This is a genomic window from Pseudomonas sp. LB3P58, assembly GCF_054897895.1.
In genome coordinates this window covers 5623753-5645479 of record NZ_JBUBVE010000001.1, presented here as the reverse complement: position 1 = coordinate 5645479, position 21727 = coordinate 5623753, and the positions used below count along the sequence as shown (strand labels likewise).

23 protein-coding genes are annotated in these 21727 nt (G+C 60.3%); 10 read left to right on the top strand and 13 right to left on the bottom strand.

The genetic code is table 11. The annotated features are described in order from the left end of the window. Nucleotides 1-96: 96 nt before the first annotated feature. The 3 genes from ACYZTZ_RS26355 to ACYZTZ_RS26345 form a co-directional block, all read right to left on the bottom strand. On the bottom strand, nucleotides 97-1692 hold the full coding sequence (locus tag ACYZTZ_RS26355; RefSeq protein ID WP_462000123.1) for a GMC family oxidoreductase: 1596 nt from the start codon (nucleotides 1690-1692) through the stop codon (nucleotides 97-99). A gap of 128 nt (nucleotides 1693-1820) precedes the next feature. After that, nucleotides 1821-2366 carry a twin-arginine translocation pathway signal protein gene (locus ACYZTZ_RS26350; protein ID WP_462000122.1) on the bottom strand — a complete coding sequence of 182 codons (546 nt, stop codon included), beginning with the start codon at nucleotides 2364-2366 and terminating at the stop codon, nucleotides 1821-1823. Between the two features lie 28 nt (nucleotides 2367-2394). Beyond that, nucleotides 2395-3825: a coniferyl aldehyde dehydrogenase gene (locus tag ACYZTZ_RS26345; protein WP_462000121.1), complete on the bottom strand. Its 1431-nt coding sequence runs from the start codon at nucleotides 3823-3825 to the stop codon at nucleotides 2395-2397. A gap of 146 nt (nucleotides 3826-3971) precedes the next feature. On the opposite strand from ACYZTZ_RS26345, the gene ACYZTZ_RS26340 reads away from it, so the two are divergent. Both ACYZTZ_RS26340 and ACYZTZ_RS26335 read left to right on the top strand, forming a co-directional pair. Continuing rightward, nucleotides 3972-4643 (top strand): TetR/AcrR family transcriptional regulator, encoded by a 672-nt coding sequence (locus tag ACYZTZ_RS26340; protein ID WP_056738925.1) that lies wholly within the window; start codon nucleotides 3972-3974, stop codon nucleotides 4641-4643. 33 nt (nucleotides 4644-4676) lie between these two features. After that, entirely contained in the window at nucleotides 4677-5531 is an 855-nt protein-coding gene (locus ACYZTZ_RS26335; RefSeq protein ID WP_462000120.1) for a sulfurtransferase, read from the top strand. Between the two features lie 85 nt (nucleotides 5532-5616). On the opposite strand, the gene ACYZTZ_RS26330 is transcribed toward ACYZTZ_RS26335, so the two are convergent. The 5 genes from ACYZTZ_RS26330 to ACYZTZ_RS26310 all read right to left on the bottom strand — a co-directional run bounded on the left by ACYZTZ_RS26330 (nucleotide 5617) and on the right by ACYZTZ_RS26310 (nucleotide 10960). Continuing rightward, nucleotides 5617-6444 (bottom strand): AraC family transcriptional regulator, encoded by an 828-nt coding sequence (locus ACYZTZ_RS26330; RefSeq protein ID WP_462000119.1) that lies wholly within the window; start codon nucleotides 6442-6444, stop codon nucleotides 5617-5619. Between the two features lie 4 nt (nucleotides 6445-6448). Then, nucleotides 6449-7447 (bottom strand): hydrolase, encoded by a 999-nt coding sequence (locus ACYZTZ_RS26325; RefSeq protein ID WP_462000118.1) that lies wholly within the window; start codon nucleotides 7445-7447, stop codon nucleotides 6449-6451. A gap of 63 nt (nucleotides 7448-7510) precedes the next feature. Beyond that, on the bottom strand, nucleotides 7511-8122 hold the full coding sequence (gene rsmD / locus ACYZTZ_RS26320) for a 16S rRNA (guanine(966)-N(2))-methyltransferase RsmD (RefSeq protein ID WP_462000117.1): 612 nt from the start codon (nucleotides 8120-8122) through the stop codon (nucleotides 7511-7513). After that, nucleotides 8122-9612, bottom strand: a complete 1491-nt coding sequence (locus ACYZTZ_RS26315) for a M16 family metallopeptidase (protein WP_462000116.1) — start codon at nucleotides 9610-9612, stop codon at nucleotides 8122-8124. The genes rsmD and ACYZTZ_RS26315 overlap by 1 nt, the downstream gene beginning before the upstream one ends. After that, entirely contained in the window at nucleotides 9605-10960 is a 1356-nt protein-coding gene (locus ACYZTZ_RS26310) for a M16 family metallopeptidase (protein WP_046045214.1), read from the bottom strand. The genes ACYZTZ_RS26315 and ACYZTZ_RS26310 overlap by 8 nt, the downstream gene beginning before the upstream one ends. 609 nt (nucleotides 10961-11569) lie before the next feature. On the opposite strand from ACYZTZ_RS26310, the gene ftsY reads away from it, so the two are divergent. The 4 genes from ftsY to rpoH all read left to right on the top strand — a co-directional run bounded on the left by ftsY (nucleotide 11570) and on the right by rpoH (nucleotide 15733). Continuing rightward, nucleotides 11570-13078, top strand: coding sequence for a signal recognition particle-docking protein FtsY (gene ftsY / locus ACYZTZ_RS26305; RefSeq protein ID WP_462000115.1), 1509 nt, complete (start codon nucleotides 11570-11572; stop codon nucleotides 13076-13078). Next, complete coding sequence (ftsE, locus tag ACYZTZ_RS26300) at nucleotides 13075-13746, top strand: cell division ATP-binding protein FtsE (RefSeq protein ID WP_008152655.1); 672 nt, start codon at nucleotides 13075-13077, stop codon at nucleotides 13744-13746. The genes ftsY and ftsE overlap by 4 nt, the downstream gene beginning before the upstream one ends. Then, on the top strand, nucleotides 13743-14765 hold the full coding sequence (gene ftsX, locus ACYZTZ_RS26295) for a permease-like cell division protein FtsX (RefSeq protein ID WP_008152652.1): 1023 nt from the start codon (nucleotides 13743-13745) through the stop codon (nucleotides 14763-14765). The genes ftsE and ftsX overlap by 4 nt, the downstream gene beginning before the upstream one ends. 113 nt (nucleotides 14766-14878) lie before the next feature. Continuing rightward, nucleotides 14879-15733, top strand: coding sequence for an RNA polymerase sigma factor RpoH (rpoH, locus tag ACYZTZ_RS26290; protein WP_007897890.1), 855 nt, complete (start codon nucleotides 14879-14881; stop codon nucleotides 15731-15733). A gap of 211 nt (nucleotides 15734-15944) precedes the next feature. Here the strand turns inward: rpoH and mtgA are convergent, their stop codons facing one another. Next, a complete protein-coding gene (gene mtgA, locus ACYZTZ_RS26285) occupies nucleotides 15945-16667 on the bottom strand; it encodes a monofunctional biosynthetic peptidoglycan transglycosylase (protein WP_462000114.1) in 723 nt (240 codons plus the stop codon). A 74-nt stretch (nucleotides 16668-16741) separates the two neighbouring features. On the opposite strand from mtgA, the gene ACYZTZ_RS26280 reads away from it, so the two are divergent. From ACYZTZ_RS26280 to trmB, 4 genes are all read left to right on the top strand, one after another. Further along, nucleotides 16742-17113 carry a DUF423 domain-containing protein gene (locus ACYZTZ_RS26280; RefSeq protein WP_074871674.1) on the top strand — a complete coding sequence of 124 codons (372 nt, stop codon included), beginning with the start codon at nucleotides 16742-16744 and terminating at the stop codon, nucleotides 17111-17113. Nucleotides 17114-17203: 90 nt separating this feature from the next. Next, complete coding sequence (gene thiS / locus ACYZTZ_RS26275) at nucleotides 17204-17404, top strand: sulfur carrier protein ThiS (RefSeq protein ID WP_054044430.1); 201 nt, start codon at nucleotides 17204-17206, stop codon at nucleotides 17402-17404. 60 nt (nucleotides 17405-17464) lie between these two features. Further along, nucleotides 17465-18259 (top strand): thiazole synthase, encoded by a 795-nt coding sequence (locus ACYZTZ_RS26270; RefSeq protein ID WP_008068101.1) that lies wholly within the window; start codon nucleotides 17465-17467, stop codon nucleotides 18257-18259. Nucleotides 18260-18268: 9 nt separating this feature from the next. Then, on the top strand, nucleotides 18269-18994 hold the full coding sequence (trmB, locus tag ACYZTZ_RS26265; RefSeq protein ID WP_046053677.1) for a tRNA (guanosine(46)-N7)-methyltransferase TrmB: 726 nt from the start codon (nucleotides 18269-18271) through the stop codon (nucleotides 18992-18994). Nucleotides 18995-19125: 131 nt separating this feature from the next. On the opposite strand, the gene ACYZTZ_RS26260 is transcribed toward trmB, so the two are convergent. From ACYZTZ_RS26260 to ACYZTZ_RS26245, 4 genes are read right to left on the bottom strand one after another with little or no spacing between them, the layout of a single operon-like run. After that, nucleotides 19126-19449: a DUF3392 domain-containing protein gene (locus ACYZTZ_RS26260; protein ID WP_462000113.1), complete on the bottom strand. Its 324-nt coding sequence runs from the start codon at nucleotides 19447-19449 to the stop codon at nucleotides 19126-19128. 22 nt (nucleotides 19450-19471) lie between these two features. Continuing rightward, nucleotides 19472-20677 carry a radical SAM family heme chaperone HemW gene (hemW, locus tag ACYZTZ_RS26255; protein WP_462000112.1) on the bottom strand — a complete coding sequence of 402 codons (1206 nt, stop codon included), beginning with the start codon at nucleotides 20675-20677 and terminating at the stop codon, nucleotides 19472-19474. Continuing rightward, nucleotides 20674-21270, bottom strand: a complete 597-nt coding sequence (rdgB, locus tag ACYZTZ_RS26250; protein ID WP_056738946.1) for an RdgB/HAM1 family non-canonical purine NTP pyrophosphatase — start codon at nucleotides 21268-21270, stop codon at nucleotides 20674-20676. The genes hemW and rdgB overlap by 4 nt, the downstream gene beginning before the upstream one ends. Then, nucleotides 21267-21701 (bottom strand): DUF4426 domain-containing protein, encoded by a 435-nt coding sequence (locus ACYZTZ_RS26245; RefSeq protein WP_046045223.1) that lies wholly within the window; start codon nucleotides 21699-21701, stop codon nucleotides 21267-21269. The genes rdgB and ACYZTZ_RS26245 overlap by 4 nt, the downstream gene beginning before the upstream one ends. Nucleotides 21702-21727 lie beyond the last annotated feature (26 nt).

The following is a 21727-nucleotide window of genomic DNA, read 5'->3' as shown; positions in this document are numbered from 1 at the left end:
TCCGTTGGGGAGTCGGATGGTATCGCAGCCTTCCCGGTCGGCCAAGTCGCCTTTTGGGTAAGAAAGCACTATAGACGATTGGAATATTCTCCCTTTTCATGGGTTTTTCAAACGTTCAGCCAAAGAAGTTGCCAGCTGCGCCGTCAGCCCATAGACCGACAATTGCGGGTTTGCGCCAATGCTGGTGGGGAACAGCGAGCCATCATGAATCGACAGATTGCCTAGCTGATGATGCCGGCCGAGGCTGTCGGTCACCGCGTTTTTCGGGTCTTCACCCATGGCACAACCGCCCATCACATGGGCGCTGCCCAGGCGTGTGCGATACAGCTCAAGACTCAGGCTGTCGATCAGCGTGCGCGCTTCGGCGAGGGTTTTCACGTAGCGAGCGTCGGCATGCATGGGCATCACCGCATGGGCACCACCCGCGAACTGGATCTCGGCCATGCTGTGGAACGCCCGACGCAATCCGTCCCAGGCATAGGGTGAAACCTGATAGTCGAGCACCGGCGTGCCGTCACCGCGCAACTCGACGCTGCCGCCGGGGCTGTCCGGGTGAAAGCCATCCCGCAGCAAGGCCAGCATGGCGTGGGTGTGGGGCAGGTTTTCCATGTGTTGGGCGTTTTCCTTGCCGAAACCGCCGAGCAGGGTCGTGGCCAGTGCCGGGTGCAGCGGCGGCACTTCGAGTTTGTAAGACATTTTTCCGGTGGTGCCGTCCTGCCATTGGAAATGGTCGGAATAGATCGACTGTGGCGCGCCATAAAACGGGTTGATCACCTCGTCGAACAGCCCGGCCGACATGTTCACCAAGTGTAGAAAAGTCCGTTTACCCAGTCGTTTGTGTGGGTCCGGCGCCTCAGAGCGCATGAGCAACGCCGGGCTATTGATTCCGCCGCCGGCCAGCACGTAATGCCGCGCCTTGACCGTGATCGTGTGTCCGGTAGGTGCGACGCAGCGGTCGTCCATCGCGACGCAGTGCAAGCCTGTGACCTTGTCGCCGCTGATCAAGAGCTTTTCGGCGCGAGCCAGATAGAGCAACTCCCCACCTTTTTCCAGGGTCGCCGGGATGGTCGTGACCAGCATCGATTGCTTGGCGTTGGTCGGGCAGCCCATGCCGCAGTAGCCCAGGTTCCAACAGCCACGCACGTTGCGCGGGATCACATGCCAGGCGTAGCCGAGTTTTTCGCAGCCTTTACGGATCACGTCGTTGTTGGCGTTGGGCGGGATCATCCAGGGGGCGACGCCCAGGCGTTGCTCCATTTTCTCGAACCACGGCGCCATCTCGGCCGACGTGTGGCCTTTGACGTCGTGTTCCTTGGCCCAGTGGTCGAGGGTCGGGTCCGGCGTGCGAAAACTGGAGGTCCAATTGATCAGCGTGGTGCCGCCCACCGCCCGGCCCTGAAGGATGGTGATCGCGCCGTCCTTGCTCATGCGGCCGATACCTTCCTGATAGAGGCTGGTGTAGGCCTGGTCTTCGAGCATCTTGAAGTCGCTGCTGGTCTTGAGCGGGCCTTCCTCGATCAGCAATACCTTGTAGCCCGCGGCGCTGAGGATTTCGGCGGTGGTGCCACCGCCCGCGCCGCTGCCGATAATCGCCACGTCCGCTTCGAGGGTCAGGTCCTGGGTCAGTTGTGAGCCGTTATAGGCTTTCCAGCCACGGGCCAGGCCTTCGCGGAACGGATCGGGTACGGGCATTTTCAGGCTCTCTTCTTGTTTTGGATTCGGTGGTGAGGCAGAAGACGCTATCGCGAGCAGGCTCGCTCCCACATGGATCGCGTAACCCCTGTGGGAGCGAGCTTGCTCGCGATAGGGTCAACTCGGTTTCAGACGGTGGGCGGCCCGGGATACCCGCAATGCGCCCACGATTCCGACCGGCTGTACCACGCCATCATCACCAGTTGCAGCAAGGAGCTGTGGCCCATGTGCAGCAAGCTCAACGAGCTGTTTTCCCAGCGATCGAGAAAGTGCCGGATCTCGTCGGCACTGGCGTTTTCCCAGCTGCCCCAGATCCCGGTCAGAGGCCCGCGAGTCACGGCCATTCCCAGCACATCGAACAACTGCAGGGTCAGCTTGAGCATTTCCGACGACAGGTGATTCAGACCGTTATCCAGGCAGTGCAGGGTTTCACCGACGGCCGTCGGCATTTTTTCGACGGCCACAGCGCCGTCGAGCATCACCGGAATCAGTGCCCGCAGAAACAGCAAGTCACCGCTGCGCAGAATCGCGAAACCGCTGGCCGGCAGGCTCGATGAGCAGCCGCTGAGGCTCGCGCCCAAACCGACGGTGGCGAGAAACGCGCTGGCACCCAGGCTGAATTTAAGCAAGCCGCGCCGTGACAGCGCGGGGGTATCGGACAGACTTGGGCTCATTATTGTTATTACCCGAAGGGAATGATCGTTAGCGGATAAACAGTTTCTGAATCAGCTTCTGAATGGATTTACCGTACGGCGGGTAGATCAGTTTCGCCGCATTGAACCGCTGTTTGATCAGCACACCTTTGGCTTTGCTGAAGGTCAGGAAACCTTCGTGGCCGTGGTAGTGGCCCATGCCCGAGGCGCCGATGCCGCCGAATGGCATGTCGTCCTGAGCGACGTGCAGCAGGGTGTCGTTCAGGCACACGCCGCCGGAATGGGTTTCGTGAAGTACGCGGTGTTGCTCACGCTTGTCGTAGCCGAAGTAATACAGGGCCAGCGGACGAGGTCGTTCATTGATGTAGGCAAAGGCCTGATCCAGATCCTTGTAGGGAACGATCGGCAACAACGGACCGAAGATTTCGTCCTGCATCACCATCATGTCGTTGCTGACGTTGAGCAGCAGGCTGTGGCTCATGCGACGCCCCTGGCCCTTGTCGAACAGCGGAATCAGCAGCGCGCCCTTGCTGGTGGCGTCGCTGATGTAGCCGTTGAGGCGCGCCAATTGTCGGTCATTGATGATCGCGGTGTAGTCCGGGTTGTCGGTCAAGGTCGGATAAAACCCGCGAACCGCCTGACGATAGGCTTCGACGAAAGCGCCTACGCGATCTTCCGGCACCAGCACATAGTCCGGGGCCACGCAGGTCTGCCCGGCGTTGAGCGTCTTGCCGAAGGCGATGCGTTCGGCAGCGTCCTTGAGCGGCACGTCGCGGGACACAATGGCCGGGGATTTGCCGCCGAGTTCGAGGGTCACCGGGGTCAGGTTCTCGGCCGCCGCACGCATCACATGTTTGCCGATGCTGGTGGCGCCGGTGAACAGCAGGTGATCGAACCGCAATCTGGAGAACGCTACGCCGATATCGGCTTCGCCCAGTACCACGCAGACCAGGTCTTGCGGGAAGATTCGACCCAGCAGTTCCTTGAGCAACACACCGGTGGCGGGGGTCGATTCGCTGAGCTTGAGCATCACCCGATTGCCTGCCGACAACGCGCCGACCAATGGCCCGATGGCCAGATACAGCGGGTAGTTCCATGGCACGATCACCCCGACCACACCCAAAGGTTGATAAACGACTTTGGCCGCCGCGGGTTGAAAGGCAATCCCGACCTTGCGCTTCGACGCCTTCATCCAGCCTTTGAGGTGCTGACTGGCGTAGTGAATGCCGTGCAGGCTGGGCATCAGTTCGGCGAGCAGGGTTTCATCGGCGCTGCGATGGCTGAAATCCTGGCTGATGGCATCGATCAATGCCTGACGCTCATTGCTCAACAGATCGCGCAGGGCTTTCAGCCATTGCTGGCGCTGGGCGGCGGGTGGCATCGGGTTGGCGGCATACGCCGCGCGTTGGGCGTCGAACAGGGTCTGGAGCTCTTCCAGGGGCAGCTGCAGGTTCTGCAAGTAGGCGATGTCAGCAGTCATGGTCGGCTCCGGATTTATTGTAATGAGGGACTTTTTAGAGTCTATACTCTAGAAAGTCAAATGACATCATGGTGCAGCTTTGTTTTATCCACTCGCAGATAGGTCGTAAGATGCCGGTCAACGCACTTTGAATTAAAGCCCAAGCCATGGCCCCTCGGATCAAAACCAGTGAGCGCATCGTGCAGAACAGCCTGGAGCTGTTCAATCAGCAGGGTGAGCGCAGCATCAGCACCAACCACATTGCTGCCCATATGGAAATTTCCCCGGGCAACCTGTACTACCACTTCCCCAACAAGCAGGCGATCATCGCCGTGTTGTTCAGTGAGTACGAAAGCCTGGTGGACAGCTTCCTGCGCCCGCCCCAGGGTCGTGCCGCCACGGTCGAAGACAAGCGTTTCTACCTCCAGGAATTGCTGGCCGCCATGTGGCGCTACCGGTTTTTGCACCGCGATCTGGAGCACCTGCTCGACAGTGATCCGGAGTTGGCCGCCCGTTATCGGCGCTTTTCCCAGCGCTGCCTGATCCATGGCACGCACATCTACGCGGGCTTCGTCGAGGCCGGCATCCTGCAAATGGACAAGGTTCAGATCGAATCCCTGACGCTCAATGCCTGGATCATCCTGACGTCCTGGGTGCGTTTTCTGTGCACCACCCGTGAAAATTCCAATCACCTGAGCGAACAGGCTATTAAACGTGGTGTGTATCAGGTGCTGGTGCTTGAGGCCGGTTTTGTCACGGATCAGTCTCGCGACGCGGTAAACGCGTTGTTCGAGGAGTTTTACGTGCCGCTGGCCCAAGCGCTGGAAGAAGTGCAGTAGGATTCAAAACAGACTTAATCACAGGAGCCCGTTATGCCCATTGCTCAACTGATCAGCCCGCAAGCGTTGGACCTGAAAAAGGAGCAGCCGGGGCTGGTGATTCTGGATTGTCGTTTTGCCCTCGAAGACCCGGATTACGGTCAACGCAGTTATGCCGAAGGGCATATCGCAGGGTCGAGCTTTGCCGATCTTGAGCGTGATTTGAGCGGGACAGTGGTCAAGGGTGTGACCGGGCGTCATCCGTTGCCTGAACCTGAAGACTTGATCGAACGTCTGCAAGCCTGGGGCGTCAACGCCGACAGCGATGTGATTTTGTACGACGACGGTCCGGGTGCGTACGCGGCGCGGGCCTGGTGGTTGCTGGCCTGGCTGGGCAAACGTGATGGCGTGTTCATTCTGGATGGCGGGCTCAAGGCCTGGCACGCGGCCGGTTTGCCCCTGAGTCTTGATGCGCCACAGATTGAACGTGGCACCTTCACGGGGACACCGGACAACGCGCTGGTCTTGAGCGCCGAACAGCTCCAGCAACGTCTCGGCCAGCCTGCGCTGACCCTGCTTGATGCTCGTGGCTTGCCGCGTTTCAAGGGCGAAGTAGAACCGATCGACCCGATTGCCGGGCACATCCCAGGCGCGCAATGTGCGGCGTTCACCGACAACCTGGGCAGCGACGGGCGTTTTCTGCCGGCCGATCTGCTCAAACAGCGTTTTGCCGCGAAGCTCGGTGATCGTTCGCCAACCGATCTGGTGGCGTACTGCGGTTCTGGCGTGACAGCCTGTCACAACCTGTTCGCGTTGTGCCTGGCGGGTTATCCGTTGGGCGCGTTGTATGCCGGTTCATGGAGCGAGTGGATCAACGATCCTGCGCGGGGCGTCGCCATCGGTGAATGAAGATCAAAAGATCGCAGCCTGCGGCAGCTCCTACAGTGGAATGTGTACACCTGTAGGAGCTGCCGCAGGCTGCGATCTTTTGATTCTAAAGCCGGGCGCTGCGATACGCGCCCGGTCCCACGCCGTAAACCTGCTTGAATTGCCGACTCAGATGACTCTGGTCAGCAAACCCCAACTGCGTCGCCACTTCCAGCGGCAAACAGCCGTTCTGTAACAGCGCTCGCGCCCGAGCGATGCGCTGCTGCATCAGCCAGGTGTGCGGCGGCATGCCCGTGGCGCGGCGGAACACCCGGGCGAAGTGGAAGGGTGAAAGGTTGACTGCCGCTGCCAGTTCTTCCAGCGAAGGCGGCGTCGCCAATTGTGCCTGCATCAGATCCTTGGCCAGTGTCACCGCCCGATGTTCCTTTCCCGGCTTGCCTGCAATCGGCACGGCGGCGTGCCGTTGCAGCAGCGACAGCATCATTTCCCGCCAGACTGTTTGTTGTTGCAAGGCAGTGGACGGACTTTCCAGTAGACGATGCAGTTGGCAGAAACCCTTCACCAGATCCGGATCGCGATACAGCGTGGCGCCAAATGCTGGCAAGTCGTTGGTCGGCAGTTCCAGTTCATCGAGTAGCGACAGAATCTGACCGCTGTCCGGATAAAACGCCCGATACAGCCAGCCATCCTCCGTGCCTTTATGGCCGGTGTGCAGTTCGTCCGGATTGATCAGCACCAGCGTACCGCTACCGGCCAGGTGTTCGGCACCGCGATAACGATAGCGCTGGGCGCCCGCCATGATCATGCCGATCACGTAACCGTCATGCACATGGGGCGCGAAACGGTGTTCGATGTAGCGTGCGGACAATAACTCGACGCCGGCCAACGGCGCTGTTTGCCAGAACCGGATCGACTCGACCTGATCGACGTCCATGGCCTTACTGACGACCCACGGCGGTCAGCCACTGCGGGATGCGGCGTTCCAGGTAGTAACCCGGTTGCCGGAACGAACCATCGACGAAGCCGACATGCCCACCCTTGGTCTGCAACTCGAATTGAGTGCAGGCGGACAATTCGTCGGCGTGCGGCAGGCTATGAGGAAATATAAACGGGTCATCGGTCGCTTGAATGATCAGGGTTGGCGTACGAATTTCGCCAAGGAAATAGCGACTTGAGGCGCGGTCATAGTAATCCTTGGCATCGGCAAAACCGTTCAGCGGCGCGGTGACCCGGCCATCGAAATCCCAGAACGTGCGCATGTTCTCCAGCGAGCCCAGCGCGGCCAATGCCGCCAGTCCTTCCTCGCGCCCATCGTGCTGGAACTGGCGCTGCTTGTTTTTAATGTAGGCCACCATCTCGCGCATGAAATGCGCCTGATAGACCTTGGAGAAACCCTGGCCGATACGGTCGGCGCATTGATCGAGACGAAACGGCACCGACACCGCCACCGCACCGACCACGCCACTATTGCTGCCGGATTCGCCCAAGTGCTTGAGCAACACATTGCCGCCCATGGAATAGCCGACCGCATACAACGGCGCGAGCGGTCGTTGGGCCTTCAGGTGTTTGATGGTTTCGGCCAGGTCTTCACTGGCGCCGGAATGGTAGCTGCGCGGCAGCAGATTCGGCTCGCCCGAACAGCCGCGCCAGTTCAGCGCGACGCTGGCCCAGCCTTGGGCACCCAGTGCTTTCTGCACCCCGGCCACGTAAGGCGAATTGGAAGAACCGGTCAGGCCGTGCAACACCAACACCAGTGGTGCATCGGCGCTGTGCGGGCCATGCCAGTCGAGATCGAGAAAGTCGCCATCCTCAAGCCACAAGCGTTCGCGCTGGCGTTCGATGTGTGTGGTTTTGCGCCACAGCGGTCCCCACAAGGTTTGCAAGTGCGGGTTGCCGAGGCCGAAGGCGGGGGTGAAGCGTTCTGGCGTTTGGGGCACGATGGTTCTCGATGCAGCGGTGCGAGCCTCGCTTGAGGCGCGCACCTTTTTCAGGCCGGTTGGTTAACCGGCAATCTCTGCCATACGTTGCCACAACGCGTAATACACCCGCCCGGATTTCTGCTCCCGGTGCAGGCGCCAGTTGCCTGGTAAGCCAAGGCTCGATGGCGCATTCTCGCTTTCAGTGTAGATCCAGGCTTCATCAGCCAGCCACTGACGCTCTTCAAGTAATGCGCAAACGCCCGGCAACAGGTTCTGGTTGAACGGCGGATCGAGGAACACCAGGTCGTAAGCGGTCGCTGCTTGGGTTTCCAGGTAGCGCAGGGCATCGGCGGTCTGAATCTGGCCGGTGGTGCAGCGCAGCGTGCCCAGATGTTCCTTGATGCTGGCGACCGCGATGTTACTGGCGTCCAGCGCCTGACCCATGGCCGCGCCACGGGACAAGGCTTCGAGGAACAACGCGCCGCTGCCGGCGAACGGGTCCAGAACCTTGGCGCCAGCCACATAAGGCGCGAGCCAGTTGAACAGGGTTTCACGCACCCGGTCCGGGGTAGGGCGCAGGCCCGGTGCATCCGGGAAGCTCAGTTTTCGGCTGCCCCATTCACCGCCGATGATGCGCAGTTGGTTCACGCCGTTATGGACGTTGTGTACGGGTTTTTTAGGACGAGTGGCCATTAATGCTCCGGAACCCCGAGCGGTTGCTCGGCAGGTTTATCAGTTGGGGCCGGTAACGGCTTTTGCGGCACGGTCGGGCCAGCGCTGACGATGACCATTTTGTCCGTGCTCAAGTGTTTGTTCAGTGCGGTTTTGACCTGCTCGACCGTCAGGCTCTGGGACTCGCGCATAAAGTCATCCAGATAACTCAGCGGCAGGTTGTAGAAACCCATGGCGCCGAGTTGGCCGACGATATCGGCGTTGCTGGCGGTGGACAGCGGGAAGCTGCCGGCCAGTTCACGCTTGGCGTCGTCGAGTTCTTTCTGGGTCGGGCCGGTTTTAAGGTAGTCGGCGAGCACGTCCTGCACCAGTTTCAGCGTGCCTTCGCTCATCTCGGCGCGGGTTTGCAGGTTGATCATGAACGGGCCGCGAGCCTGCATCGGGGTGAAGCCCGAATACACGCCGTACGTGAGGCCGCGCTTCTCGCGCACTTCGCTCATCAACCGGGTGCCGAAGCCACCGCCGCCAAGAATCTGGTTACCCATGGACAGTGCCGCGTAGTCCGGGTCGTCACGGTCGATGCCCAATTGCGCGAGCATCAGGTTGGTCTGCTTGGACGGAAATTCGATGTGACCGATGCTGGCTTTCGGTTCCTCCGGTTGCGGGATTTTCGCCAGCTCCGGGCCTTTTGGCAGCGCGCTGGAGACTTGCGCAGCAATCGCCTCCGCCTCGGCACGAGACAGGTCGCCCACCAGCGCAATCACCACGTTGCCAGCCGCGTAGGCCTTCTCATGGAACGCCTTCAGTTGAGCCAGTGTGATCGCTGGAACGGTTTTCGCCGTACCGTCGCTGGAGTGCGCGTACGGGTGATCGCCGTACAGACGGTTCATCAGCTCCAGGCTCGCCAGTTTGCCGGGGTTCTGCTTCTGGTACTCGAAACCGGCGAGCATCTGGTTCTTGATGCGCGCAAAGGAATCGGCAGGGAAGGTCGGTTTACCGACGACTTCAGAGAACAACTTCAGGGCCGGTTCGCGTTTGTCCGCGGCGCTGAGGCTGCGCAGGGACGCCAATGCCATGTCTTTAAATGCGCCGTTGCCAAAGTCTGCGCCCAGGCCTTCGAAGCCCTGAGCGATGGCGCCGACATCTTTACCGGCCACGCCTTCATTGAGCATGGCATTGGTCAGCACGGAGAGGCCAGGAGCGTCGCCGTCCTGGCTGCTGCCGGCGGCGAAGATCAGGCGCATGTCGAACATCGGCAGTTCCCGGGCTTCAACGAATAGCACCTTGGCGCCCTCGGCGGTTTTCCAGGTCTGCACGTCCAGGGTGCGGTGGCCTGGCGCTTTGCCGTCGAGTTCGGCCAGCGATTGCAGCTTCTGGCTGGTCTTGGCCTTGTCGAGGGCTTCGCTGGCCTTGGATTCGTCGGTCTTCGAGAAGTAAAACGCGGCAGACCCGATCAATGCGACAGCGATCAGGCCAATCAGCGCCAAGCGCGGTTTTTTACGCTCACTCATGAGTCGTCTCCTCTGGCAATACATGGGCGACGCTGAGACGTTCGCGGGTGAAATACAGCTTGGCGGCTTTCTGGATGTCTTCCGGGGTCACGCTTTCCAGGTCGGCGAGTTCGGTGTCCATCAGCTTCCAGGACAGGCCGACGGTCTCCAATTGGCCAATGGCGGTCGCCTGACTGGTGATCGAGTCACGCTCGAAAACCAGGCCGGCAATGACCTGGGCGCGGACGCGTTCCAGTTCTTCAGCGGACGGCGCGGTGGTTTTCAGCTGTTCGAGCAGCTTCCACAGGCCAGCTTCAGCCTGAGCCATGGTTTTGTTTTTCTGGGTATTGGGCGTTGCCGACAAGGTGAACAGGCTGTCGCCTCGGGTATAGGCGTCGTAACTCGACGAACCGCCGGACACCAGCTCTTCGCCGCGCTCCAGTTGTGTCGGGATACGTCCGCTGTAGCCGCCGTCGAGCAGGGCGGAGATCAGGCGCAAGGCGTTGACTGAGCGTTTGTCTTCAGCGGTGGCGATGCTTGGCACGTTGAAGCCCAGCATCAGGCTTGGCAGTTGAGTCTGCACATGCAGGGTGATCTGCCGCTCGCCGGGTTCGGCCAGTTCCAACGGGATTTTCGCCGGTGGCACGTCACGTTTGGCGATCGGGCCGAAGTAGCGCTGGGCCAGGGTTTTGACCTCGTCCGGGGTCACATCGCCCACCACCACCAACGTGGCGTTGTTCGGCACGTACCAGGATTGGTACCAGTGGCGCAGCTCTTCGACTTTCATGCGGTCCAGGTCAGCCATCCAGCCGATGGTCGGCGTGTGGTAACCGCTGGCCGGGTAAGCCATGGCCTTGAAGCGTTCGTAGGCCTTGGACATCGGCTTGTCGTCAGTGCGCAGGCGACGTTCTTCTTTAATGACTTCGATCTCGCGGGCGAACTCGTCGGCCGGCAGGCGCAGGCTGGCCATGCGGTCGGCTTCCAGCTCGAAGGCCACGCCCAGACGGTCGCGGGCCAGCACCTGGTAATAAGCGGTGAAGTCGTCGCTGGTGAAAGCGTTCTCTTCGGCGCCGAGGTCGCGCAGGATCAGCGACGCTTCGCCAGGGCCGACTTTCTCGCTGCCCTTGAACATCATGTGTTCCAGGGCGTGGGACAAACCGGTCTGACCCGGCGTCTCGTAGCTAGAGCCGACCTTGTACCAGACTTGGGAAACCACCACCGGTGCACGATGGTCTTCGCGCACGACGACCTTCAGGCCGTTATCGAGGGTGAATTCGTGGGTGGGTTGTGGATCGGCAGCCAGGGCCGAGAGGGGCAGACAAACTGTGCTGAGCAGCAGGCCTGCAGCGCGGCGGGCTAGAGCATTCATTCGTTTTTAAACCTTTGGGGCTGCCCGCTTGGTCTTAGCCTAGGCGGGCGAGGAGGTCGGGCGTGTCATCAATCATTACCAGTACCGCGCCGGAGCCTGATAGTGCGCAGGGCAAGGCGCGAGGAGTGTAGTTTGGTCATTCCAAATAAACTCCGAGCAACGCAGCCCTGCACACTATCAGGCCCGGCCCTCCGGGTGGTGCCTGAAAACGGGCCATGCTGCGTTGCAGTCCTTGGCAAGGAAAGCACATTCCCTGCGGCCTGCGCCTTGCCTGGCCCGTTTTCAGGCGGCCACGCGGTACTGGTAATGATTGATGACACGCCCTAGGATACTGATCCGTTTTACTGGCGGCCACGCCTATCAGGCCTTTGATCGGTCAGCAGGTTGTTTGGGTTTACGGCGGAAGCTTTGAGTTTGTCAGCTAAACTCTGCGTTTTCGCCGACGATGCCGTTCCAGTCCTTCGTATTAGTCGACCTTTGAGGTGCTGTTTGCACCTCGACAAAATGTTGCGCGTGAACAAGCTGGGTCAATCGCAGTCTGTTCTGCATCGAATATTTATTTGCCGAGGCGCCCTTTGGCGCGTCGCTACCGTGAGATAGCCGTCCTCCATGTTTGGTTCCAACGACGACAAGAAAGCCCCAGCTGCGGCTGGTGAGAAGAAAAGCCTGTTCGGATGGCTGCGCAAAAAGCCGCAGGAACCCGTCGTCGAACAGCCACAGCCACTTCCTGAGCCCACGCCTGCGCCGGTAATAGAAGAAGAGCCCGCGCCGATTGCCCTGTCAATCGCCGAGCCGGTGCTGCAACCGGTCGCCGAGCCTGAGCCTGATGTCGTCGCCGAAGTCGTGACCCAGGTGCCGCTCACGCCCGTTGCCGAGCCATGGCTGACGTTGCCCGTGGCGGAAGAGCCGGTGGCATTGGTCGTAGATGATCTGGCGCCGCACGTTACACCACCCATTCCAGCACCGACTCCCTTTGCTCCTGAGCCTGTTCAAACGCCAGTGGTTGAGCCGGTTGTCGCGCCAGTGGTGGTGGCCGAGCCTGAACCGGTTGCTCCGGAACCTGTGGTGCCCGCATTCGTTGCTCCGGTTGTTCCGGTTGTTCACGCGCCGGCACCGGTCGTCGCTCCCGCCGCACCTGTCGTTCCCGTCGAAGCGCCTGCCGAGCCTGTGCGTACAGAAGAAACCAAAGCCGGTTTCTTCGCCCGCCTGAAACAAGGGTTGTCCAAGACCAGCGCCAGCATCGGCGAAGGCATGGCCAGCCTGTTTCTGGGCAAGAAGATCATCGATGACGAGCTGCTCGAAGACATCGAAACCCGCCTGCTGACCGCCGATGTGGGCGTCGAGGCGACTTCGGTGATCATTCAGCATCTGACCCAGAAGGTCGCCCGTAAAGAACTGGCCGATGCCGACGCGCTGTACAAGTCCCTTCAAGCGGAACTGGCGGCGATGCTCAAACCCGTCGAGCAACCGCTGAAAATCACTTCGCAGAACAAGCCGTTCGTAATTCTGGTCGTCGGCGTCAACGGAGCGGGCAAGACCACCACCATCGGCAAACTGGCGAAGAAGCTGCAGCTCGAAGGCAAGAAAGTCATGCTCGCGGCCGGCGATACCTTCCGCGCCGCCGCCGTCGAGCAATTGCAGGTCTGGGGCGAGCGCAACAAGATCCCGGTCATCGCCCAGCACACCGGCGCTGACTCGGCTTCGGTTATCTTCGACGCCGTGCAAGCCGCCAAGGCCCGTGGCATTGACGTGCTGATCGCCGACACCGCCGGTCGTTTGCACACCAAAGACAACTTGATGGAAGAGCTGAAGAAGGTTCGCCGGGTGATCAGCAAGCTCGACGCCGACGCGCCTCACGAGGTGCTGTTGGTGCTCGATGCCGGCACTGGCCAGAACGCGATCAGCCAGGCCAAACAATTCAACCAGACCGTTGAACTGACCGGCCTGGCGCTGACCAAGCTCGATGGCACCGCCAAAGGTGGGGTGATTTTCGCCCTCGCCAAGCAGTTTGGCCTGCCGATTCGCTACATCGGCGTCGGTGAAGGCATCGATGATTTGCGTACCTTTGAAGCAGAACCCTTTGTCCAGGCATTGTTTGCCGAGCGGGAGCGTTCATGATTCGTTTCGAACAGGTCGGTAAGCGCTACCCGAACGGTCACGTCGGCTTGCATGAGCTGAGCTTTCGAGTCCGTCGGGGCGAGTTTTTGTTTGTGACCGGCCACTCTGGCGCCGGTAAAAGCACCTTGTTGCGCCTGCTGCTGGCGATGGAGCGTCCGACCACCGGCAAATTACTGCTGGCCGGGCAAGACCTGAGCACCATCAGCAACGCACAGATTCCTTACCTGCGACGCCAGATCGGCGTGGTGTTCCAGAATCACCAACTGCTGTTCGATCGCACCGTGTTCAACAACATCGCGCTACCCTTGCAGATCCTTGGGCTGTCCAAGGCCGAGATCGCCAAGCGCGTGGATTCGGCGCTGGAGCGCGTGGCGCTGTCGGATAAAACCGATTTGTACCCCGGCGACCTGTCCACCGGTCAGCAGCAGCGCGTCGGCATCGCCCGCGCCATCGTTCACCGCCCGGCCCTGCTGCTGGCGGACGAACCGACCGGTAACCTCGACCCGCGTCTGGCGGCAGAAATCATGGGCGTGTTCGAAGACATCAACCGTCTGGGCACCAGCGTGCTGATTGCCAGTCACGACCTGGCACTGATCGCCCGCATGCGCCACCGCATGCTGACCCTGCAACGCGGCCGATTGATCGGTGACGGGGAGGCCGGCGTATGAGTGCGACCCGCAGCCCCAAGGTTTCCGAGCGCGTGGCCCCCAAGGCCGCCGACCAGCAGCCGCAGAAGAAAAAACGCGACGATGATGACGGCCCGGATTTCGCCACACTGTTCCGTGCCTGGGTCGAGAGTCATCGCGCCAGCCTGCTCGATAGCTTGCGTCGTTTGGGCAAGCAGCCAATCGGTAGTTTCTTCACCTGCATGGTGATGGCGGTTGCCCTGAGTTTGCCGATGGGCCTGTCACTTTTGCTAAGTAATGTCGAGCGTCTCGGCGGTTCCTGGCAGCGGGCGGCGCAGATTTCCCTGTACCTGCAAATCGAGGCCAGCCCCGCTGAAGGCGAGTCGTTGCGCGAGCAGATCAAAGGCATGCCTGGCGTAGCTGATGCTGAATATGTCGGCCGTGATCAGGCGCTGGAAGAGTTCCAGCAGCAGTCAGGTCTGGGTGAGGCGCTCAAGGAACTGCCGGAAAACCCGCTGCCAGGCGTGGTTCTGGTCACCCCGAACGAAGTCGACAAGCCCGCGCTTGAAGCATTACGACAAAAACTTTCCGAGCTGCCGAAGGTACAACAGGCGCAACTTGATCTAGTCTGGGTCGAGCGTCTGGCAGCCATCCTCAAGCTGGGTGACCGTTTTGTCTTCGGTCTGACCGTGCTTCTGGTTTCTGCATTACTTTTGGTGATAGGCAATACCATTCGTCTTCATATTGAAAACCGCCGCACAGAGATAGAAGTGATTAAACTCGTCGGCGGCACTGACAGCTATGTGCGCAGGCCCTTTCTGTATATGGGCGCGCTTTATGGCTTCGGTGCGGGGATTCTTTCCTGGGGCGTATTGGCGTTCGGCCTTGATTGGCTGAACGACGCGGTGGTTGGGTTGGCCGGTCTGTACGGCAGTGATTTTGCGCTGGCCGGAGTGCCAGTTGCCGACGGTCTGTCTCTCTTGCTTGGCGCGGTGCTGTTGGGGTATATCGGTGCATGGATTGCAGTCGCACGCCACCTGCGGGAGCTTGCGCCAAAGTAATGTCATTTTGCTCGTATTGACCTTTCAGCGTTTATGGGAACTTGTCTTTCGGTTTCCGGTCAATTTTCGCAGTGCTGAACTGCACGAGTTATGTAAGTCGGAGGTTTTTTCGTATGACCAATTCTTTGCAACCTGCATATGCTCTGGTCCCGGGTGCGAACCTGGAGGCCTATGTGCACACCGTGAACAGCATTCCATTGCTGACGCCGGAGCAGGAGCGTGAACTGGCCGAGAGTCTCTATTATGAGCAGGATTTGGGGGCGGCTCGGCAGATGGTGCTCGCCCACCTGCGTTTTGTTGTACATATCGCCCGTAGCTATTCCGGCTACGGTCTGGCTCAGGCTGACCTGATCCAGGAAGGCAACGTCGGCCTGATGAAGGCGGTGAAGCGCTTCAACCCGGAAATGGGTGTGCGCCTGGTTTCGTTCGCTGTGCACTGGATCAAGGCGGAAATCCACGAGTTCATCCTGCGCAACTGGCGCATTGTGAAAGTCGCGACCACCAAGGCCCAGCGCAAGCTGTTCTTCAACCTGCGCAGCCAGAAGAAACGTCTGGCGTGGCTGAACAACGAGGAAGTTCACCGCGTGGCGGAAAGCCTCGGTGTAGAGCCTCGGGAAGTGCGTGAGATGGAAAGTCGCCTGACCGGCCATGACATGGCCTTCGACCCGGCCGCGGAAGCGGACGACGACAGTGCTTTCCAATCGCCGGCCAACTATCTGGAAGACCACCGGTACGACCCGGCCCGTCAACTGGAAGATGCCGACTGGAGCGACAACTCCAACCACAACCTGCACGAAGCGCTTGAAGTGCTGGACGATCGCAGCCGTGACATCCTCTACCAGCGCTGGCTGGCGGAAGAAAAAGCCACGCTGCACGACCTGGCGCAGAAGTACAACGTGTCGGCCGAGCGTATTCGTCAGCTCGAGAAGAGCGCGATGAACAAGCTCAAGTTGTCGATTGCTGCCTAACCGCAGCTCCGGCATAAAAAAACGCCCCGATCATTGATCGGGGCGTTTTTGTTTGTGGCCGATATTCCTGCTCCGCCGCAAAACCAATGTGGGAGCGAGCCTGCTCGCGATGGCGTCAGGTCAGGCACTGTAAATGTTGTTTGATCCACCGCCATCGCGAGCAGGCTCGCTCCCACAGGGGGGGCTTCAGTGTTCATAAGATAGTGATCGGCTACTGAGCCCAAGGTGCGCGGCGTGAATCATTGATTCCTACAAGGTAGCTATCGCCGCCGAGCTGACTCATCTGCTGTCGAATCCATCCCGCTCGCCGTGCGACGTAGTTAGTTGGATGACTGGCGCTCCACACCCGCGGGTTAGGCAGCACCGCCGCCAGCAAACTGGCCTGCTGCCGGGACAGCGAGCGAGCGCCGACGCCAAAGTGATGCCTGGCTGCTGCTTCAGCGCCAAACACACCGTCATCCCACTCGACACTGTTGAGGTACACCTCAAGAATTCGCTGCTTGGGCCAGAACACTTCGATCAGCCCGGTAAACCAGGCTTCCAGGCCTTTGCGCAACCAGCTGCGGCCGGACCACAGAAACAGATTCTTCGAGACCTGCTGGCTCAAGGTGCTGGCGCCGCGAATCGTTCCGCCGAGTTCGTTGTGGGCCAGTGCAGCCTGGATCGCGCCAAAGTCAAAGCCCCAATGCTCCGGGAATTTCTGATCTTCGCCGGCAATCACTGCGACTTTCAGGTCATCGGAGATTTCATCCCAGGGTTTCCAGGTGCGTTGCAGGTCGATGGGCTCGCCGTCGAACCAGGATTCGACCTTGCGCTCGACCATCAACGCGGTTCCTGGTGGCGGTACCACGCGAAAGATCAGCACCAGCAATACGCTGCCACCCGCGAACCAGAGCAGGGCCTTCGTGAATCGTCGCAAAAATATACGCAGCATAGAGATGGCTTGGCCGAACCCGTTGAGCGGGCCATTATACAGACCCTGTGGATCGAGTCTGACTGGAGTTCTTCATGCTGCGTGGCTTTCTGATGCTGGCCGCTTTTTTCGGCTTCACCGGCGTTGCCCTTGGCGCGTTTGCCGCCCATGGCTTGAAAAGCCGTCTGACGCCCGAGTACCTGGCAATTTTCCACACCGGCGTGACCTATCAGTTGGTGCACACATTGGCATTGCTGGGCGTTGCACTGCTGGCCACGCAGATTCCCGGGCGCCTGATCACCTGGGCGGGAGCATCGTTTGTCGTCGGCATCCTGCTGTTTTCCGGCAGTCTGTACCTGTTGACCATGACCGGCGTCAGCAAGCTAGGGATCATCACCCCCTTCGGCGGCCTGGCATTTCTGGTCGGCTGGTTATGCCTGGGGCTTGCCGCCTGGCGGTTGAGCTGACCGGGTGGTCCATTTCATGACGAATGGCTTGGGTCGCCAAGACTGATCGGGCTAGAATGCCAGCCCCTAAAAATGATGGCGGCATTCGGCATGCGCATTCAGTTGAACGGCGAATCCCTTGAACTGCCCGACGGCGAAACCGTTGCGGCCCTGCTGACCCGTCTGGATCTGACCGGACGCCGGGTGGCGGTCGAACTCAATCTGGATATCGTCCCGCGCAGTCAGCATGCCGACACCACGCTGAACGACGGCGACAGCGTTGAAGTCGTCCACGCCATCGGCGGCGGCTAGTCGTCCGGCCCGCAAGGGCACAGAATTCTGCAAGAACCTCACCCCTACAGAGGATTTCCCATGAGCATCGTTCGTAGCGACAAGCCCTTCGTCCTGGCCGGTCGTACTTACCAGTCGCGTTTGCTGGTAGGCACCGGCAAGTACCGCGACATGGAAGAAACCCGCCTGGCCATCGAAGCCTCGGGTGCCGAGATCGTCACCTTCGCCGTGCGCCGCACCAACCTCGGCCAGAACCCGGGCGAACCGAACCTGCTCGAAGTCCTGTCGCCGGATCGCTACACCTTCCTGCCTAACACCGCCGGTTGCTTCGACGCTACCGAGGCTGTGCGCACCTGCCGCCTGGCCCGTGAGCTGCTCGGTGGCCACAACCTGGTGAAGCTGGAAGTGCTGGCGGATCAGAAAACCCTGTTTCCCAATGTGATCGAAACCCTCAAGGCCGCCGAAGTGCTGGTCAAGGAAGGATTCGACGTGATGGTTTACACCAGCGATGACCCGATCATCGCCCGTCAATTGGCGGAAATCGGTGTTATCGCGGTGATGCCGCTGGCCGGTCTGATCGGCACGGGCCTGGGGATCTGCAACCCGTACAACCTGCAGATCATCCTCGAAGAAGCCAAGATTCCTGTGCTGGTGGACGCCGGTGTCGGTACTGCTTCCGACGCTACCATTGCCATGGAACTGGGTTGCGAAGCGGTGCTGATGAACTCGGCCATCGCCCACGCCCAGCAGCCGATCATGATGGCTGAAGCCATGAAACACGCCATCGTTGCAGGCCGCCTGGCCTACCTCGCCGGCCGCATGCCGAAAAAACTCTATGCCAGCGCCTCCTCGCCGCTGGATGGTCTGATCAAGTAAGAGCCATTGATGACTGAATCAAACGAAACGCCTATCCAGCCGGAAGAAGGCGAAGAGCGCCAACACCGCCGCATCAAGAGTTTCGTGATGCGCGCCGGGCGCATGACCGAAGGCCAGCAAAAAGGTCTGGAGCAAGGCACGCCGCTGTTCGTGTTGCCTCTGGCCGATGCGCCGGTGGACTTCGATCAGGTGTTCGGTCGTTCGGCACCGCGCTCGCTGGAAATCGGTTTCGGCATGGGCCATTCGCTGCTGGAAATGGCCGCGGCCTCGCCGGAGCAGGATTTCATCGGCGTGGAAGTGCACCGTCCGGGTGTTGGTGCGCTGCTCAACGGCGTGCTGACTCAGGGCCTGACCAACCTGCGGGTCTACGATTGCGATGCGATCGAAGTGCTCAACCGCTGCGTGGCCGACAACAGCCTCGATCGCTTGATGCTGTTTTTCCCGGACCCGTGGCACAAGAGCCGTCACCACAAGCGCCGTATCGTTCAGGCGTCGTTCGCTGAACTGGTGCGCAGCAAGTTGAAGGTCGGCGGTGTGCTGCACATGGCCACCGACTGGGAACCATATGCTGAGTACATGCTGGAAGTGATGAACGTCGCGCCGGGTTATCGCAACCTGGCCGAAGACGGCAAATGCGTCCCGCGCCCGACCGAGCGCCCGATCACCAAATTCGAACGCCGCGGCGAACGTCTTGGGCATGGCGTGTGGGATTTGAAGTTCGAAAAGCAGTCCTAAGCCCTACGCAATACCCAATGTGGGAGCGGGCTTGCTCGCGAAGGCGGTGTATCAGTCGATATTAATGTCGACTGACACTCCCTCTTCGCGAGCAGGCTCGCTCCCACAGTTGTTTTCGGTTGTAGCTGAATTCAGCGGCGGTCGGCGACTACGCCGATCAGTACCAGCACCACCAACAACACCGGCGCCAGGCTGTAGTTGTTGAACTGGCTCAGGCCTTTGATGATCCACGGCGTGGCGTAGATCAGCGCGACGCCGCTGCCGATCATGCACAGCAGGGCCATCAGCGGGACGCGCAAGGCGCCGGCGATGCTGCCCAAGCGTTGGTCGACCCAGCCTTTGATATCGGAGCCAAACAACACCAGCAGGCAGCCCACCAGTGCCAGAGCGATTTCAGACAGGTTGCTACGGCTCCAGCGGGACGCGGTGGCGAGCAGGTCGAGTATCAAATCCATTCGTTTTCCCTTAAGGCTGAAATCAGCTCAGAAATGTCTGCAGCAAGTCATTGAGAAACAGCTGTCCGCGCTCGGTGGCCGCCAGACGTGACGGTTCGACCTGCAACAAGCCACTTTGTTCGGCGACCCGGCGACCTTCGGCGAGGCTTTCCAGGGTCATCCCGGTGCGCTCCGGATACAGCCGCGATTCGACGCCTTCGGTCAGGCGCAGCGCGTTCATCAGGAACTCGAACGGCATTTCATCGTTGGTCAGCGCTTTCTCGCCGGCCTTGAAGCTTTTGGCCGGGTTGAGGTAGTCCTTCGGCAGACGGGTCTTCCAGGTACGGACGATGCGCCCGTCCGGGTGGCTGAGTTTGCCATGAGCCCCGGCGCCGATGCCGATGAAGTCGCCGAAACTCCAATAGTTAAGGTTATGCCGCGCCGGGCGACCAGGTTGCGCATAAGCCGAGACTTCGTATTGCGCGTAACCGTGCTCGGCCAACAGCGCCTGACCGGCCTCTTGAATGTCCCACAACGTGTCGTCTTCCGGCAGCGTCGGCGGCTGGTTCCAGAACACCGTGTTCGGCTCCAGGGTCAGCTGATACCAGGACAGATGAGTCGGCTTCAGGGCGATGGCTGTACGCAGGTCGCTCAATGCGTCGTCCAGGGACTGATCGGGCAAGCCGTGCATCAAGTCCAGGTTGAAGTTATCAAACCCGGCCTGACGGGCCATGCCGGCGGCACGTACCGCTTCGTCACCGTTGTGAATCCGCCCCAGCGCCTTGAGTTTCTCTTCCTGAAAGCTCTGGATACCGATCGACAGGCGATTGATGCCCAGCGCGCGGTAGGCAACGAACTTCTCTTGTTCGAACGTCCCGGGATTCGCTTCCAGGGTGATTTCGATGTCGCTGGCAAACGGGATGCGTTCCTCGACACCTTTAAGCAAGCGGCCCAGGGCTTCAGCGCTGAACAGGCTCGGCGTGCCGCCACCAAAGAAGATCGAACTCAGCTCACGGCCGTAAACCGCATGCAGGTCCTGATCGAGGTCGGCCAACAGCGCGTCCACATACTCCTCTTCCGGCAGCACCGGGCTGGCGGTGTGGGAATTGAAGTCGCAATAAGGGCATTTGCGCACACACCACGGGATGTGGATGTACAGCGCCAGGGGCGGCAGCACAGGCAGCGCGGCCCGAGGCGAGTGGGCATCGCCGCCGAAGATCAGCGGCGATGCGGATGAGTCATGGATCATTTCAGGCCCAGACGCTGGCGCAGCAGATCCATTGCACGGGCGCGGTGACTGATGAGGTTCTTGTCGCTCGGGCTCAACTCGGCGCTGGAGCAATCGCGCTCCGGCACCCAGAACAGCGGATCGTAACCAAAACCGTGTTCGCCGCTGGCCGCAGGCAGGATACGACCGTGCCACAGGCCTTCGCAGAGGATCGGCAGCGGATCATCGGCGTGACGCACCAGCGCCAGCACACAGACGAACTGCGCACCGCGCTCGGCTTCCGGCACATCCTTCAATACGTCGAGCAGTTTGGCGTTGTTCGCCGCATCACCTTGGCCGTCGGCATAACGAGCCGAGTAGATACCCGGCGCACCGCCGAGGAAATCCACGGCCAACCCCGAATCGTCGGCCAGCGCCGGCAGGCCGGAGATGCGCGCGGCATTGCGGGCCTTGAGGATGGCGTTTTCGACGAACGACAGGCCGGTTTCTTCAGGTTCGACGCTGCTGAACTCGCCGATCGAGCGCAATTGCACCGATTCGCCGAGCATGGCCTGAAGTTCCTTGAGTTTGCCGGCGTTGTGGCTGGCCAGTACGAGTTGCGTGAAGTTGATCATTCGCCGGGGAAGAGCTCTTGGTTGAAATTGATGGTGTTGATTTTATCGCCGTTCTGCACCTTGATGTCGAAGGTCCGGACTTCCTGCTGATCGACCGGAAACTGGGCGATGTAGTAGATCGCGCCTTGTTCAGTGATCTGTTTGAACTTCAACGGCACGGTCTGGCTGGTCAGGTCTTTCACCGATCCGCTGACGTCAGCGGTCAGTGGCTTGCCATCCTTGAGCACGGAGACGTTTATCACCCCCTGGTTCTTGCTCCGCGTCAGCCCGGCCGCTTTGGCGATGTCGGGTGTCAGGAAGGTGGAGTTGAAGGTGTTGTAGTGCACCGTTACATCGCCAAAGGTTTCCTTGCGCTCGCCTTTGATGACGTCGGCGGCCATGGCGGTGACGCTCAGGCAGGCAGTGAGTAAAAACAGCGCTAGACGACCCATGTTCGTTCTCCTTGGAATGGCGTGGT